The 15156-nt window shown below is 73.5% G+C and carries 13 protein-coding genes; 5 read left to right on the top strand and 8 right to left on the bottom strand.

The window, feature by feature from the left end; genetic code table 11:
* Positions 1-38: 38 nt before the first annotated feature.
* On the bottom strand, positions 39-2927 hold the full coding sequence (locus IH26_RS0127585; RefSeq protein WP_051808562.1) for an AfsR/SARP family transcriptional regulator: 2889 nt from the start codon (positions 2925-2927) through the stop codon (positions 39-41).
* Between the two features lie 138 nt (positions 2928-3065).
* Here IH26_RS0127585 and IH26_RS0127580 point away from each other — a divergent pair, with 138 nt between their 5' ends.
* From IH26_RS0127580 to IH26_RS0127565, 4 genes are read left to right on the top strand one after another with little or no spacing between them, the layout of a single operon-like run.
* Complete coding sequence (locus IH26_RS0127580; RefSeq protein WP_030439149.1) at positions 3066-3992, top strand: ABC transporter ATP-binding protein; 927 nt, start codon at positions 3066-3068, stop codon at positions 3990-3992.
* Positions 3989-4837 carry an ABC transporter permease gene (locus tag IH26_RS0127575; protein WP_030439148.1) on the top strand — a complete coding sequence of 283 codons (849 nt, stop codon included), beginning with the start codon at positions 3989-3991 and terminating at the stop codon, positions 4835-4837. The genes IH26_RS0127580 and IH26_RS0127575 overlap by 4 nt, the downstream gene beginning before the upstream one ends.
* A 30-nt stretch (positions 4838-4867) precedes the next feature.
* Positions 4868-6130, top strand: a complete 1263-nt coding sequence (locus tag IH26_RS0127570; RefSeq protein ID WP_030439147.1) for a sensor histidine kinase — start codon at positions 4868-4870, stop codon at positions 6128-6130.
* Complete coding sequence (locus IH26_RS0127565; RefSeq protein ID WP_030439146.1) at positions 6127-6789, top strand: response regulator; 663 nt, start codon at positions 6127-6129, stop codon at positions 6787-6789. The genes IH26_RS0127570 and IH26_RS0127565 overlap by 4 nt, the downstream gene beginning before the upstream one ends.
* A gap of 309 nt (positions 6790-7098) precedes the next feature.
* Here the strand turns inward: IH26_RS0127565 and IH26_RS0127555 are convergent, their stop codons facing one another.
* The 5 genes from IH26_RS0127555 to IH26_RS0127535 all read right to left on the bottom strand — a co-directional run bounded on the left by IH26_RS0127555 (position 7099) and on the right by IH26_RS0127535 (position 13156).
* Positions 7099-7995 carry an NAD(+)/NADH kinase gene (locus IH26_RS0127555; protein WP_030439145.1) on the bottom strand — a complete coding sequence of 299 codons (897 nt, stop codon included), beginning with the start codon at positions 7993-7995 and terminating at the stop codon, positions 7099-7101.
* Between the two features lie 2 nt (positions 7996-7997).
* Positions 7998-10736, bottom strand: coding sequence for an ATP-binding protein (locus IH26_RS0127550; RefSeq protein WP_245665555.1), 2739 nt, complete (start codon positions 10734-10736; stop codon positions 7998-8000).
* On the bottom strand, positions 10703-10906 hold the full coding sequence (locus IH26_RS0127545; RefSeq protein ID WP_030439143.1) for a hypothetical protein: 204 nt from the start codon (positions 10904-10906) through the stop codon (positions 10703-10705). The genes IH26_RS0127550 and IH26_RS0127545 overlap by 34 nt, the downstream gene beginning before the upstream one ends.
* Before the next feature lie 118 nt (positions 10907-11024).
* Positions 11025-11885 (bottom strand): SCO6745 family protein, encoded by an 861-nt coding sequence (locus IH26_RS0127540; protein WP_034216049.1) that lies wholly within the window; start codon positions 11883-11885, stop codon positions 11025-11027.
* Between the two features lie 38 nt (positions 11886-11923).
* On the bottom strand, positions 11924-13156 hold the full coding sequence (locus tag IH26_RS0127535; protein ID WP_245665553.1) for a carbohydrate-binding protein: 1233 nt from the start codon (positions 13154-13156) through the stop codon (positions 11924-11926).
* 116 nt (positions 13157-13272) lie between these two features.
* Between IH26_RS0127535 and IH26_RS0127530 the strand changes: the two genes are divergently transcribed.
* Complete coding sequence (locus IH26_RS0127530; protein ID WP_030439140.1) at positions 13273-13560, top strand: hypothetical protein; 288 nt, start codon at positions 13273-13275, stop codon at positions 13558-13560.
* 42 nt (positions 13561-13602) lie between these two features.
* Here the strand turns inward: IH26_RS0127530 and IH26_RS0127525 are convergent, their stop codons facing one another.
* Entirely contained in the window at positions 13603-14484 is an 882-nt protein-coding gene (locus IH26_RS0127525) for an alpha/beta fold hydrolase (protein ID WP_030439139.1), read from the bottom strand.
* Between the two features lie 124 nt (positions 14485-14608).
* Entirely contained in the window at positions 14609-15079 is a 471-nt protein-coding gene (locus tag IH26_RS0127520) for a winged helix-turn-helix transcriptional regulator (RefSeq protein WP_030439138.1), read from the bottom strand.
* Between the last annotated feature and the right edge of the window lie 77 nt (positions 15080-15156).

Raw genomic sequence — 15156 nt, 5'->3', positions numbered from 1 at the left:
GCGTCCTTCGTGGTGCCTCCCGATAGTGCGACGGGCCGTCATCGCCGCGTCATCGCTGCCTCATCGAGCAGCCCCAGCGCGCGGGCCTCGTCGGCCGGCGCGCGCAGTTCCCGGAACGCCGCGGCCGCCGCACGCAGGGCTTCCCCGGCCGTCGCCGGATCCTGCCGGGCCAGCGCCAGCTCGCCGATCGCGGTCCGCACCCGCGCCTCGGCCATCCGGTCGCCGGTGCCGCGCACCAGCCGGTCCGCCTCGTCGAGCGCCTCCGCCGCCGCGTCCAGGTCCTCGGTGCGCAGGTGCACGAGCCCGATGCCGAGCAGCGTGTAGGCCTGCCCGATCGGGTCTTTCACCTCCTTGGTCAGGTCGTACGCCTGTCGCATCGCCTCAATCGCCGCGTCCCATCGGCCCTCCTGGCGGTGGACGTCGCCGAGCAGCCGCAGCACCTGGGCCTCGACGTGCCGCGAGCCGGCCCGCCGGCTGGTCTCGAGCGCCTCGGCGAGCAGCGCCCGGGTGCCGGCCACGTCCCCCTCGGCCAGCCGGGCGTGCCCCAGTTGCAGCAGCGCGTTCCCGACGCTCGCCTGGTCGCCGGCCTCGCGCAGCACGGCCAGCGCCCGCCGGTACACCTCCTCGGCCTCGGCGAGCCGCCCGGTGGTCCGCAGGAACACACCGATCTGGACGTCCGCCCGGGCCGCGCGCACCGTGTGACCCAACTTCAAGAACAAGACCGAGGCTTGCTCGTACGCCCGGATGGCCCGGTCGAACTCGCCGGCGTCGGCGCTCCGGTTGCCGTCGCCCAGCAGCAGCACGGCCTGCCCGAGGTCGTCGCCGTCCCGCACGGTGGCCGCGAAGGCGGTCTCGTGCGCCGCCCGCCAGTCGGCGCGGCGCGACTCCAGCCCGTACAGGGTCTCGGCGGAACTGGCCAGGTTCCAGCACTGCTCGGTCAGCCGGGCGCCGGCGGCCAGCCGGACGGTGACGGCGAGGTTGGTGCGTTCCCGCTCGAACCACGGGATCGGGTCGTCGACGATCTGGTCGGCCTGCCGGTCCGGCAGCGGGTACAGCACACCCGGCGGGAGCGTGCGGCGGCCGACCGGCCAGCCGGCCCGCCGCCGGGCCTTGATCGCGAGGTGCAGCAGCGCGCCGGCGGCCCGGCCGAGGGCGGCCCGGCGCTCCTCGCCGGTCTCCTCCTCGGCCAGCCGTTCCCGGGCGAAGATCCGGATCAGGTCGTGCATCCGGTAGCGGGCGTGCACGCCCCGCCCGATCCCGTCGATCTCGACGAGGTGCGCGTCGGCCAGCTCGTCCAGCACGTCCTGCGCCGCGAAGAACGGTTCGTCCAGCAGGGCGGCCGCGAGCCAGCCGGCGAAGTCCGGGAAGTCGGGCACGCCCAGCAGCCGGAACAGCCGGCGGGCGGCCGGGCCGGCCTGCTCGTACGCGAGCGCGAGGCCGGCCCGCACGCCGATCCCGCTGTGGTGCAGCTCGTCCAGCCGGCTCGCCTCGTCGGTGAGCCGGTCGACCAGTTGCCGCACGCTCCAATGCGGACGGGCGGCGAGCCGGGTGCCGGCCACCCGCATGGCCAGCGGCAGGTAGCCGCAGAGCGCGGCCAGCTCGGTGGTCGCCTCCGGCTCGGCGCCGGCCCGCTCCTCGCCGGCGATCCGGGCCAGCAGCACGGCGGCCTGCTCGGGGCCGAGCACCCCGGGTTCGGCGTGGACGGCGCCGGCCAGCCCGGCGAGCCGCGCCCGGCTGGTGATCAGCACGGCCGAGCGGGCGCTGCCCGGCAGCAGCGGCCGCACCTGCTCCTCGTCGGCGACATTGTCCAGCACCACCAGCACGCGGCGGCCGGCCAGCAGGTCGCGGTAGCGCTCGGCGCGCTCGTCGAGGCCCTCCGGGCGGGTGCCGGGCGGATCGCCGAGGGCCCGCAGGAAGCGGTCGAGGACCTCCTCGGCGCCGACCCGGCGGCCGTGCAGGTCGGCGAAGAGCTGCCCGTCCGGGTAGCGGGCGGCCAGCCGGTGCCCGAGGTGGACGGCGAGTGTGGTCTTGCCGATGCCGGGCGCGCCGGCGAGGACGGTCACCGGGACGGCGCCCCGGTCGGGGTCGCTCTCCGCGAAGCGGCGCTCGATCGAGTCGATCAGGTCGGCCCGGCCGGTGAAGTCGGAAATGTCGGTCGGAAGCAGTCGTGGGGCATTTGCCGGTGCCCTCGAAACGGGCATTTCGCCGGTCAGGATGTCTCGTTCTATCCGCCGCAGCTCCTCGCCCGGTTCGAGACCGAGCTCGTCCACCAGCACCTGGCGGCCGCGCCGGAAGACTTCGAGGGCGTCGGCCTGCCGCCCGGACCGGTAGAGGGCGAGCATCAACTGGCCGCGCAGCCGCTCGCGCAGCGGATGTTCGGCAACGGCCGCGGTGAGCTCGCCGACCAGTTCGCGATGCCGGCCGAGGCTCAGTTCGACGTCGAGGCACTCCTCCAGGGCGGCCATCCGGTGCTCGGCGAGCCGGTCGGCGGCCGCCCGGACGACCTCGCTGTCTATTCCTGCCAGGGCCGGGCCGCGCCACAGCGCCAGCGCGGCCCGATAGTGCTCGGCCGCCTCGCCGGGCCCCTGGGCCTCGCGGGCGGCCCGCACCTCGCTTTCGTAGCGGTGCAGGTCGAGCCGGTCCGGCGGGATGCGCAGCAGGTATCCCGGCGGCCGGGTCTCGATCGCCTCCGGCAGGCCGTGCTCGCCGAGCAGCTTGCGCAGCGCGGAGACGGCATTCTGGATCTGCGTACGGCCGGTGGCCGGCGGTTCCTCGCCGTAGACGGCCTCCGCCAGCCGGCTCAGCGGCACCACCCGGCCCGCCTCCAGCAGCAGGGTCGCCAGCACGATGGTCGGCCGCATCCCGCCGATATCCATCCGCCGCCCGGCCGAGCGAGCCTCGAGCACGCCCAGAATCGCGAAATCCAACCCCGCCTCCCCCGGCGCCATCGTAGACAACATCCCGTAGTACCGCGGTACCACTCGACCCGCCGAAGATCCGACCGCGGTACGACGGAACGCCGCCTCCCCGCCCCTAGCTTTTGAAGCACAAGCCAAGGGGGAACGATGATCGAGGCAAGACAGCTGACCAAGCGGTACGGCGACAAGACCGCCGTCGACGGGGTGGACTTCACGGTCCGGCCGGGCGCGGTGACCGGCTTCCTGGGGCCGAACGGCGCCGGCAAGTCCACGACCATGCGGATGATCATCGGCTTGGACGCGCCCACGTCCGGCACGGTCACCGTGAACGGCCGCCGCTACGCCCGGCACGCCGCCCCGCTGCACGAGGTCGGCGCGCTGCTCGAGGCCCGGTCGATCCACCCGGGGCGCTCGGCGTTCGACCACCTGATGGCCCTCGCCTACACGCACGGCATCACCCGGGCCCGGGTGACCGAGGTGATCGCGCTGACCGGGCTGGAATCGGTGGCCCGCAAGCGCGCGGGCGCCTTCTCGCTCGGCATGGGCCAGCGCCTGGGCATCGCCGCGGCGCTGCTCGGCGACCCGCAGACGATCATGCTGGACGAGCCGGTCAACGGGCTCGACCCGGAGGGCGTGCGGTGGATCCGCAACCTGCTCACCGGCCTGGCCGCCGAGGGCCGCACGGTCTTCGTCTCGTCGCACCTGATGAGCGAGATGGCGCTGGTCGCCGACCATCTGATCATCGTGGGCCGGGGCCGGGTGCTGGCCGACACCACCGTGGGCGAACTCGTCCGGCAGGCCGGCGGCGACACCGTCGTGGTCGCCGCCGCCGACCCCGCCGCACTGCGCCGGGTGCTGGCCGGCCCGGGCGTGACGATCACCGGGCAGCCCGGCTCGGAGCAGCTGAGCGTGACCGGGCTCTCCGCCCGCGCGATCGGGCTCACCGCGGCCGAGCACGGTCTCGCCCTGTTCGAGCTGACCCCCAAGTCCGTCTCTCTCGAGGAGGCCTTCATGGATCTCACCAAGGAATCCGTCGAGTACCACTCCGCGACGACCACTGCGAGGGCAGCATGAGCATCATCGCCGACACCCGGCCCGCGGAGACCGCGCCGGCTCGAGCGGTCGATCCCCGCCTCAAAGTGACCGGCCGCCGGGTACTGCGCTCGGAGTGGGCCAAGCTCTGGTCGCTCCGCTCGACCTGGATCACGCTCGGCCTCGGGCTGCTGTTCCTGCTCGCCTTCGGCACGATCGCCGCGTTCCGCTACAAGTCGATGCTCAACTCGGGCCAGCCGATGGACCCCGACTTCGCCGACGCCACGACGTACACCCTCGCGCTCTTCGGGGTGCCCTTCTCGCTGATCGCCCTCGGCGTGCTCGGCGTGCTGACCGCCTCCGGCGAGTACACCACCGGCATGATCCGGTCCACCCTCGCGGCGGTCCCGCGCCGCCTGCCGGTGCTCTGGTCCAAGGCCGCCGTGTACGGGGTGCTGGCCTTCGTCACCGCGGCGGCCGGCGCGCTGATCGGCTTCCTGATCAGCAACGGGGTGCTGTCCGGCACCGCGATCTCGATGAGCCTCTCGGACGGCGGCGTGCTGCGCGGGCTGCTCGGCGTGGGGGTCTATCTGGGTCTGGTCGGCGTCATCGGCGTCGCGCTCGGCACCCTGCTGCGCTCGACCGCCGGCGGCATCTCCGCGCTGGTCGGCGCGTTCATGCTGGTGCCCTTGCTGATGTCGCTGCTGCCGAAGTCCTGGCGGACCGACATCACCCCGTACCTGCCGAGCAACGCCGGCGAGTCGATCTACAGCCTGCACCACGCGGCCGGGACGCTGAGCTCCGGCGCCGGGCTGCTGGTCCTGCTCGGCTGGACGGCGCTCGCGCTCGGCGGCGCCGCGTACCGGCTGATCCGCTCGGACGCCTGATCCGCGGGCGCCCTGCTGGAAGATGAACTCGTGAGCAGCGAGGAGAACGCGGCCGGCGTGCTGGTCGGACACCCCGTGGTGGCCCGGCTGCTGCACGCCGGCCGCCGCCTGCGGCAGTGGGACGCCGGCCACCGGTGGGCGCTGGACACGCTGGTGGTCCTGGTGATCTTCCAGTTGTTCGGCGCGGCGGACCTGTTCCGGCCCGACCATCCGGACGGGCCGATCGTGCTCACCCGGCTCCCGGCGGGGCAGATGTTCCTCCTGCAATTGGCGCTGATCGTGCCGCTCTGGTGGCGGCGCCGCGCGCCGCTCGCCGCCTGCTACGCCGTCCTGGTGGTCTTCGTGGCGCAGTGGACTGCGGGCATCATGCTCCGCGCGGATGTCGCCGTGCTGGTCGCGATCTACAGCCTGGTGCTGCACGGCCGGCTGCGCCGCCTGCCCTGGGTCGTGCCCGGGCTGGCCGTGGTGACGACCCTGGTCGTGGTGCGGCTGTCCGGCGTCGCGTCGATGTGGGACGTCCTGTTCGTCATCGGCAGCTTCGGCACCGCCGCCGTGGCGCTGGGCTTCGCGATCCGGCTCCGCCGCGCCCAGCTCGCCGCGCTGCGCGAGCGGGCCGTCCAGCTGGAGATCGAGCGGGACCAGCGCAGCCGGCTCGCGGCGGCCACCGAACGGGCCCGGGTGGCCCGCGAGATGCACGACATCCTCGGGCACAGCCTCTCGGTGATCATCACGCTGGCCGACGGCGGCGCGTACGCGTCGGACGCCGCCCCGGAACGCGCGAAGGAGGCGCTGCGGCTGATCGGGGACGCCGGCCGGGGCTCGCTCGCCGAGCTGCGCCGCATGCTGGGCGTCCTGCGCGAGCAGGCGGACGAGCCCACCCTCGCCCCGCAGCCGGGCATCGCCGACCTGGAGCCGCTGTGCCGGCGGATCCGCGCCGCCGGGCCGCAGGTCGAGTACCGGAGCACCGGCGCGGTCGACGACCTGGACCTGGGCGTCCAGCTCGCCGCCTACCGCATCGTGCAGGAGGCGCTGACCAACTCGCTCAAGCACGCCGGCCCGGACACCCGGATCCGCCTGGAGGTGGCGGTGGACGGCCCCCGGCTGCGGATCACGGTCCGCGACACCGGCCCACCGGGCGGCGAGCCTCCCGCGTCTCCGGCCGGGGAGGGCCACGGCGTGATCGGCATGCGCGAGCGCGCCGCCCTCTACGGTGGAACGGTCACCGCCGGGCCGCTGCCCGGCGGGGGCTGGTCCGTGGCCGCCGAGCTCGATCGGGAAGACCTACCCGCATGATCACCGTGCTGATCGTCGACGACCAACCGCTGCAGCGCCTCGGTTTCCGGATGCTGCTGGAGAGCAACCCGGACACCGAGGTGATCGGCGAGGCGCAGAACGGCGTCGAGGCCGTCCGCCAGGCCACCGAGCTGCGCCCGGACGTGGTGCTGATGGACGTGCGGATGCCCGGCCTGGACGGCATCGAGGCCACCCGGCGGATCGTGGCCGACGGCGGCCGGTCGCACATCCTCATGCTCACCACCTTCGACCTCGACGAGTACGTGCACGCCGCGCTGCGCGCCGGAGCCAGCGGTTTCCTGCTCAAGGACGCCCACCCGGAGGAGCTGCTGGCCGGCATCCGGGCGGTCGCCGCGGGCGACGCGGTGATCGCGCCGGCGCTGACCCGCCGCCTGCTCGACGAGTTCGCCCATCACCTCGGCGGGCGATCGGCCGCCGACCCGCGGCTGGGCACGCTGACCGAGCGGGAGCGGGAGATCCTGATCGCGATCGGCCGGGGCTGGACGAACGGCGAGATCGCGGAGCGGCTGGTCCTTTCCGAGTCGACGGTGAAGACCCACGTCGGGCGGGTGCTCGCCAAGATCGGGGCGCGGGACCGGATCCAGGCCGTCATCCTCGCCTATGACCTGGGTCTGACCCGGCCGCAGCAGCCCGGCTGAGTTCGAGCGTCTCAGTCGGCGAGCGTCTCAACACTCTCGATGGACTCGAAGATGTCCGCGTCGACCTCTTGCTGCCAGGCCGGCAGCGCTTTCCACGGCGCCACGCAGGACGGCTCGGGATCCTCGATCCGCCGAAAAATCTGGGGGCGGGAGGTCTTGGGCCGGGGCCGCCCGGCGGCCGGGGTCGGAGCCGGTGTTGCAGCCAGCGGCCCTGGCACGTCGGGGACTTGTCCGACTCGTACGGTCGAAGCTGCGGAAGAAATGCTCGGAGATTGGGCCGCGGTGGTTTGAAGTCGGCGATGGGATGGCTCAGTCGGGGTTGCGGCGTAGGGCGGCCGGGATCAGCTCCAGCAGCTGGTCTCGGCGTAGGGGGAGGTCCAGGAGGCTCAGCTTGATGCGGCTGCGGTTGGCGTGGTCGGTGGCGGAGAGGCGGACCACCTGGGCAGCGTCCGGGCGCATCGTGGTGGTCAGGCGGTCGCCGCGCTCCAGGTCGCCGGCGGGCGTGCCGTCCACCTCGACCGCGATCGGGGCGCTCTCCGCCGCTACCGTCAGCGTTACCCGGTCGCTCGCGCCCAGGACCACCGGGCGGCTGATGCCGGACATCGGGGCCACCGGGGTGACGACCATGGCGCGCGATGACGGGGACAACACGGGTCCGCCGGCCGCGTAGTTGTAGGCGGTCGAGCCGGTCGGGGTCGCCACGACGACCGCGTCTCCCCGGTAGTAGCCGTAGCGCTGGCCGTTGACGGTCAGGTCGACCGACACCGTTCCGGAGCGGCCCGCGCGGCCCAGCACCACGTCGTTGAAGCCGTACTTGACCGGCAGCTGTCCTACCTCCAGGCAGCTGTGGTGCTCGATGGTGAACTCGCCGGCCGCCACCTTCGCCAGCGCGCCGGGCAGCTCGGCCGGCGTCACCTCGACCAGGAAGCCGAGGTGGCCGTGGTTGACGCCGAGCACCGGCACCGGCCGCCCCACCGTCATCCGCAGCGCGCCGAGCATCGTGCCGTCGCCGCCCAGCGCGATGATCGCCCCCACCTCGGCGGCGAACCGCGCCTCGGGCAGCAGCTCGACGCCGTCGGGCACCCGGTCGCGGTCGGTGTCGCGGGCCAGCACCCGCAGCGACCCGGCGCGCGCGAAGGCGAGCACCGTGTCGACGGATTTGTCCACCAGCTTGGTGGGGTGCAGCACGAGGCCGATGGCGTCCATTGTCAGGGCCTGATCAGATCGAGGACCTCGGTGCGCGAGGCGACGCCCAGCTTACGCAGGATGTTGGAGACGTGCACGGCCGCCGTCTTCGGCGAGATGTAGAGCCGCCGGGCCAGCTCGGCGTTGGTCAGGCCGTCGCCGATCAGCACCGCCACCTCCCGCTCGCGCGGGGTCAGCGCGGCCGGCCCGGTCACCGCCGGCGGCGCGTCCGCCGGGGCCATGCCGAGCCGCGCGCGCACCTGGTCGAGCTGGGCCACCCGCCAGCCGCGCCACTCGGCGAGCAGCGGCCCGGCCGCCTCGACGTGGGCCGCCGCCTCCGCCCGCCGGTCGGCCGCGAGCAGGCAGCGGGCGGCGCCGACCCGGACCGTGCCGCGGATCGCCGGGCCGAGGATGTGCGCCTCCGTGATCGTCAGGTAGGCGGCCAGCGCCTCGGCGTGCCGGCCGTGTGCCTCGGCCAGCTGGGCGTCGACCAGGGTGCGGAAGGCGTCCCACACGTCGGCGTCCAGCAGCTCGGCCGCCATCCGGTCGAGCCGGGGCAGCGGCAGGCCGCCCTCCAGCGCGGCGGAGATCAGGTCGTGCGCCCGGTCGCCGCTGCGCCAGTCCTCCTCGGCCAGGGCCCGCAGCAGCTCGTCCAGGAGCGCCTCGGCGCGCGGCAGGTCGTGGCGGCGGCAGGCGAGGTGGAACGCGAGGCCCGGGATCGTGGTCGGCGGCGGGTTGTTCGGCACCGTCGCCAGGTCGGCGATGACCTGCTCGGCGCGGTCGAGCTCGCCGGCCTCCAGGTACGCGCCGGCCAGGAAGACCCCGTGGTAGTCGGCCCACCGGCCCCGCCGCCGCAGGCCGCGGTCCTGATCGCGGCCCTCCTCCAGGGTGGCGATCGCGGCGGGCAGGTCGCCGGCCCGCCACGCCAGCCGCGCCCGCCCCTGGAAGTAGGTGGCCACCGCGAGCGACTCGAAGCCGGCCCGCTCGGCGTCGACCCGCATCCGTTCCAGGGTCTCGGCGTGCTCGGCCGGCGAGCTGGGCGGCTCGCCCTGGACGAGGCTGTTGAGCGCGTGCGCGGCCAGCACCCACTCGCCCGCCTTCTCCGCCTCGGTGACCAGCGCGGACAGGATCTCCCGGCCCTCGGCGGCGCGCTGCGGGCGCTCGCTGAGCGTCGCGCCCTTCTCCAGCAGCGCGGCCAGCCGGATGGACGGCAGGTCGAACTCGTCGGCCAGGGCCAGCGCGCGGTCGGCCCAGAGCACCGCCGCCTCCGGGTCGTCGCGCAGGTACGACGACTGCGCGATCGCGGTCATCGCCCGGGCCTGGTCGGCGCCGGGCGGCAACTCGGCGATCAGGGTTTCGATGTCCTCGGTCAGCGCGCCCATCTCGTCCCAGAGCCGGGCCTCCCAGGAGACCCGGACCAGCAGGTACAGCGACTCGGCCCGGTCGGTGCTGGTGGCGGCCAGGTCACGCCACTTCCGGCCGTAGCGCAGCGCGTCGTCGAGCAGGCCGGCCAGCCAGGCCGCGCGGGCGGCGCCGTTCAGCAGCTCGGTGTCGTCGGGCGCCTCGTCGAGGCCCATCTCGGCCAGCTGCAGCGCCTGATAGGCCGACCCGATCGACAGGTAGAGCGCGGTGCCCCGGCGGGTCGCGTCGATCATGTCGTCGTACCGGCCGGCGCCGCGGGCGTGGTGCGCCACCATCGCGGGGTCGGAGGAGCCGCCGCGGAGCAGCGCATCGAGTGCGGCCTCGTGCAGCCGGCGCCGCTGCCGGGCGAGCATCTGATCGGCGATCGCCTCGCGGAGCAGGGCGTGCCGGAACGCGAACTCGTCGTCGCCCGATTCGACCAGCACGCCACGGGAGACCAAATCGCGCAGCACGGCGATCAGTTCCTCCTCGCCGGTGCCGGTCACGTCGGCGAGCAGGTCGAACGGGATGCGGTGGCCGAGTACGGCGGCCGCCTCGATCACCCGGTGGCTGACCGGCTCGAGATCTTCCACCTGGCCGCGCAGCACGTCGGCGAGGCTCCACGGCAGCGGCTGCTCGACCAGCGCCTCGGCGTCGTAGCCGGGCAGCGCGCGCAGCAGCTCCTCCAGGAAGAACGGGTTGCCGCCGGTGCGGTGGTGCAGCGCGGTCGCGGCCCGCAGCGAGGCCGGGGCGCCGGTCGCCGCCGCCAGCATCGCCGCCGTCTGCGCGGGGGTGAGGCGATCCAGCCGTACGTGGGTGACCGCGTGCCGCCGCTCCATCCGGGCCAGCAGCCCGGCCACCGGCTGCCGGGTGGTCACCTCGTCCGGCCGGTACGTGCCGATCAGCAGCCGCGGCCCGTGCTGGTCGGCGATCCGCTCGAACAGCGCCGCGCTCTCCGAATCGGCCCAGTGCAGGTCTTCGAAGACGATGACCGCGGGGGAGTCGCCGATCAGGTCGGCCACCACGGCCAGACCGGTGTGCAGCCGCTCGACCGGGCTGCGCCGCGCGTCCTCGAGGGCGGCGAGCTGCTCCTCGTCGACCTCGGGCCGGCCGTCGATCGCGTCCAGCAGCACCTCGTACGGCCGGGACAGCGAGCCGGGCTCGGCCTGCCCGACCAGCACCACCGTTTCCGCCGGCAGGGTCGCGAGCAGCTCGTGGACCAGCCGGGTCTTCCCGATGCCGGGCTCGCCCGCGATGATCGCCACCGCGGGCTCCCGCGACGAAGCGAGCCGCGCCAACCGGCGCAGCTCGCTCTCTCGCCCGATCATCACCGGGCTGGCACCGCCGCGGATGGTTCGCACGGGGCCAGACTACCGGCGGGCCGGCCGCGTACCGCCGCCACTTTCCCCGCCCTGCGGCCGCGGCGGGCCGCCCGGGCGTTGCTGAGCAGATGCTCCCGCTCGGCCTCGGCGACCAGCTCGCGGTGCCGCTCGTTCGCCAGGGTGAGCATGAGGTCCGGGTGAAGCAACATGGCCTGTCTCCTTCGTCGACCGCTGATCTACCAATCCTCGGTCGACCAGGCCTTTCGAACATCGGGAGCGGTTACCTATCTGGACCGCCGCGGGCGTACGCAGGGGCCGTAAGCATGCTTAGGCGGGGTCCTGTTTTGTGGCTTTTGCGCCACTGAGGCGGCGTAGCGGGATCGGGTTGTCGTCGGGTAGGACCGTCCAGACGCGCTCGGCCAGCGGCGCCAGCAGGTCGGCGCAGCGTTCGGTGTCGAGCCGCTCCCAGGGACTGGCCGCCAGCCGGTCGGTCAGCGCCTCGACCTCCGCATAGGCCACCCGGCCCGGGTCCGTGGCGGTACCGTCCGCGGTCAGCCAGCCGCGCTTCGCCAGCCGGGCCACCGCCGCGTCCCACTCCTCGTCGGTCCAGCCGCGGGCCGGCTGGGTCACCTCGCGCAGCCGCCCGCCGTCCACGCCGACCCGCCAGACCAGCGATTCGCAACCGTCCACCCCCGCGGTGAGCAGCGCCGCCACGTGCCCGTCGCCGCGGTGCTCGCGGAGCTGGGTGGCGGCGTGCCAGAGCCGGCCGACCGGATCCTCCGGCCAGGGCAGATCCGCGTACGCCCCGGCCAGCACCCGCCCCGGCAGGTCCACCCGCCGCGCCGCCGCCTCGAGCGCGTCGGCGGCCTCCGCCACGGCGAGCCCGTCGAGCAACTCGGTCAGCGCCGCCCGCGCGCCCGCCAGCCGGGCCTCGAGCGCGGCCGGCGGCGTGATCCGCGACCACACGCTGGGGAAGGCGCGGTCGACCATGGCCGGCGCGAAGCCGAAGAACGCGGCGGTGACCGGCCCCGGCCCGACCGGCCCGAGCGCCGCCGCCCGCCCGGCGAAGTAGCGCCGCCAGAAGCCGGTCAGCCCGGCCGCCTCGTAGGCCGCGGCGGCCGGCGGCGTGAAGTAGGTGACGGCGTGCAGGGGCTCGAACAGGGACCAGAGGCGGCGCGCGACAGTCATGGCCGTAGCCAAGTGCCGGCGCCGCCCCGGGTCAAGCGTCAGCCCCCGTACCCGGCGAAGATCTTGCTGAATTCGTACGGCTGCTGCGGGATGTTGGTGCACATGTAGAGCGCTCCGGTGCAGGCGTTCTTGTCCCGGCCCAACTCCCAGAAGCTCAGCATGCCCAGGTGCTTGCCCTGCGCGAAGCTGACCAACTGCCGGGCGTCGGCCTGGTCGAAGATGTGGCCGTCGTCGTTGGCGCCCAGCATCGGCGTCACGCCGACCATCTTCCAGACCTGAGCGTCCGTACGGCCGGAGTAGAGCGATTTCAGCTGGGCGAAGGTGGCGTTGGCCGCCGCCACGGCGAAGTCCCCGTAGTCCCCGCTGCGGTAGTAGTCCATCGCCATCACGTTGACCAGGTCCACATTGACGCCGGCGTCCCGGGCCGAGCGCACCACGTTGAGCCCGTCACTGGTCAGCCCCTCGGGCAGCACCGGCAGCGTGAACGACACCCGCAGGCCCGGGTTGGCCCGCTGCAGGCCGGCCAGCGCCTGCGAGCGCCGGGTCACCGAGGCGGTGTCCGCGGTCGCCGCGCCCTCGATGTCCAGGTCGATGTACTTCAGGGCGTACGCGCTGACCACCGCCTGGTATTCGGCCTGCAACGCGGACACGCTGCCGCACGCCTGGGCCAGTTCGATGCCGGTCGCACCGCCGAACGAGATCTTCACGTCGCCGCCGCGGGCGCGGATCGCGTCGATCTGGTCCTTGGCCCAGGCCTGCCGCGGGTCGTACGCGTTGAACCACATGGCCTTGCAGGCGGAGGCGGTGATGAACGCCAGGGTCACGTTCTTGAGGTTGCCGCTGCTCACCATGGTGGTGAGGCTGGGCGTCGGCCAGGCGCCCATGTCGACGTACGGCGCGTGCACGAGCCCGCCGGTGGCCGGCGGCTGGGTCGTCGGGGGAGTGGTGGGCGGGGTGGTCGGCTGAGTGGTCGGCGGCGTCGTGCCGTCGCACGCGCCGAGGTCCTCCCAGAGCGAGGCGGCCGCGACCGGATTCCACCCGGCCCCGACCGGCGGGGTGTGCGCGACCCGGGCCCGGTAGAGGCGCCCGTTGTAGGTCACCAGGGCGCCGACGGCGTAGGCGGTGCCCTCGGCCCAGGCGGGCGCCGAACAGGCCACCGCGGCCGCCGCCGCGCTCGGCGTGGCGGCGAAGACGGCGGGTGCGGTCACTATTCCGGCGGCGACGGTCACGGCGCCCGCGACCAACGCCACCCAGCGGTGCAGATGCTTCATCGCGACTCCTTCGGCCCAAACGATTTCATCGAGCCTGATGGATGCGCATAACAACTGTCAACAATGTTAAAAGTTTTCGTCGTCCGGCACGATCGGGGCCGCTATGCTCGGCCACTGTGACCGACCCCAACGAGGCTCGCGGACTGATGAACGTGCTGCTGTACGCGATCGACGGCGTCCCCGACCTGAGCGACGCCACGGCCGCCCGCCTGGTCGACAACATGATCGGTGGCCCGGTCTTCGCCTCCACCCCGGTCGAGGACTTCGCCGCGGCGCTGGACGCGACGATGCGATCGGGCGCGCTCCACCCGGAGGCCGCCGAGACGAGCCGGCGCTATTCCGAGGGCGAGCTGTTCGACTTCGTCACCCGGGTCTCGTCGCTGCTGGCCGCCCGCCGCCCGTAGCCGCCGAGCAATCTGACCCCAGGGCGTGGGGCGAGCGTCCGGTCAGGCGAGCGAGTTGAGCAGGTCGGCCGGCACGTCGGGCCGTTCCAGGGCGATGAAGTGGCCGGCCCCGGGCACCTCGGTGAACTGGGCTTCGGGCATCTGTCGCTGGTTGGCCTGCCGGTCCGTACGCCGGGACCAGTCTTTCTGCCCGTAGATGAGGTGGATCGGCGCGGTGACTTCGAGGTACTTCGGGCGGGCCGCAATGAGGCTGGGCAGGTTGCGGTATACGCCGCGGGCGACCGTCGCATAGCCCGGGCGGCGGCCGACCTTGAGCAGCTCGTCGAGGTAGTCGTCGCGCAGAGCCGTTCGATTGCCGAGGCCGCCGCTCAGGATGGCGCGCATGACCGGTCTCGGCTCCAGGCGGGCGAGCAGCGGGCCCACGCCGGGCGCGATGACGCCGGTGACGATGAACCGGGCGAGGAGGCTGGACCGGGCGATGCCGCCGGGGTAGTCGTAGGCGTTGACCGCGATGACCCGCCGGACCCGGTCGGGCAGGTCGGCCGCGGTGGTGAGCGACAGCGTGGCGCCCATCGACTCGCCGAGCAGGGTCACGTCGTGCAGATCGAGCTGGGTGAGCAGGCGTTTCACGGCGGCGCGCATCGCGGGTTCGTCGTAGGAGGCGCCGGGCACGATCGGGGAGTAGCCCATGCCGGGCAGGTCGAGCGCGTACACGGTGTAGTTGTTCTGGACCAGCGGGATGAGGTGGCGGAAGTGTTCGGCCTGGGTGCGCACGGTGTGCAGCAGGACCAGGGGTGCGCCGCTGCCGCCGGTCAGGTAGCGCAGCCGGCCCTGCGATTGGTCGCGTGACCCGGTCGGATCGAGGAGGCGGCTGCGGGTTCCGGGGATGCTGATTCCGGATTCGTTGTCGGTGGTTGTCGACATGGTCGTCTCCTCAAAAGGCCAACCTCATCGGCTCACGCTGCCGCCGGTGTGTTGTGATTCACAACAGACTGATGATCAGGCTAGACCGGTGGGTCGGGAATGACAACACACTGCCTGGGCCGGGTCAGGCGCCGGCGATCTCGGCGTGGATGCTGTCGTGGGTCGCCGGCTGGCCGCAGTGGTGGCAGACCAGGTCGATCTGGATCGGCTGGCCGCAGGTGTGCCGCCGGGTGAGGACCGGTTTGTCCATGGCCCACTTGTCGCCCCACTGCTGCAGCGTGAGCAGAACCGGGAACAGCTCGAGGCCGGCTTCGGTGAGGTGGTACTCGTAGCGGGGCGGGTGCTCGCTGTACTGCCGGCGCTCGACGATGCCGGCGGCCTCGAGCTTGCGCAGCCGGTCGGCCAGGATGTCGCGGGACACACCGGTATACCCGGCGATGCGGGCGAAGCGGTGCACGCCGTAGCCGATCTCGCGCAGCGTCAGCAGTGACCACTTCTCGCCGAGGACGTCCAGCGCCGCGGCGATCGAGCACGGACGGACCCCCAGGGGCAGGTCGGCCATGCGGACGGCGGGCCGGGACTCGGGATGCGTCATGTCGCGAGCCTAGCCCAGTGTGTTGCCACTTCCAACTCACTCGTCTACCGTGGCCGTCGGTAGGAAATGGCAACACA

This window comes from Actinoplanes subtropicus (genome assembly GCF_000721705.1).
In the GTDB taxonomy this organism is placed as follows: domain Bacteria; phylum Actinomycetota; class Actinomycetes; order Mycobacteriales; family Micromonosporaceae; genus Actinoplanes; species Actinoplanes subtropicus.
The sequence above is the reverse complement of the archived record's forward strand: the minus strand, read 5'-3'. Positions and strand labels throughout refer to the sequence as shown.

Bases quoted from the DNA above. Each gene is read 5' to 3' on its own strand.
- IH26_RS0127555 (WP_030439145.1), bottom strand. From the start codon at position 7,995: ATGGACGCCATCGGCCTCGTGCTGCACCCCACCAAGCTGGTGGACAAA.
- IH26_RS0127575 (WP_030439148.1), top strand. From the start codon at position 3,989: ATGAGCATCATCGCCGACACCCGGCCCGCGGAGACCGCGCCGGCTCGA.
- IH26_RS0127565 (WP_030439146.1), top strand. From the start codon at position 6,127: ATGATCACCGTGCTGATCGTCGACGACCAACCGCTGCAGCGCCTCGGT.
- IH26_RS0127540 (WP_034216049.1), bottom strand. From the start codon at position 11,885: ATGACTGTCGCGCGCCGCCTCTGGTCCCTGTTCGAGCCCCTGCACGCC.
- IH26_RS0127535 (WP_245665553.1), bottom strand. From the start codon at position 13,156: ATGAAGCATCTGCACCGCTGGGTGGCGTTGGTCGCGGGCGCCGTGACC.
- IH26_RS0127545 (WP_030439143.1), bottom strand. From the start codon at position 10,906: ATGTTGCTTCACCCGGACCTCATGCTCACCCTGGCGAACGAGCGGCAC.
- IH26_RS0127525 (WP_030439139.1), bottom strand. From the start codon at position 14,484: ATGTCGACAACCACCGACAACGAATCCGGAATCAGCATCCCCGGAACC.
- IH26_RS0127520 (WP_030439138.1), bottom strand. From the start codon at position 15,079: ATGACGCATCCCGAGTCCCGGCCCGCCGTCCGCATGGCCGACCTGCCC.
- IH26_RS0127580 (WP_030439149.1), top strand. From the start codon at position 3,066: ATGATCGAGGCAAGACAGCTGACCAAGCGGTACGGCGACAAGACCGCC.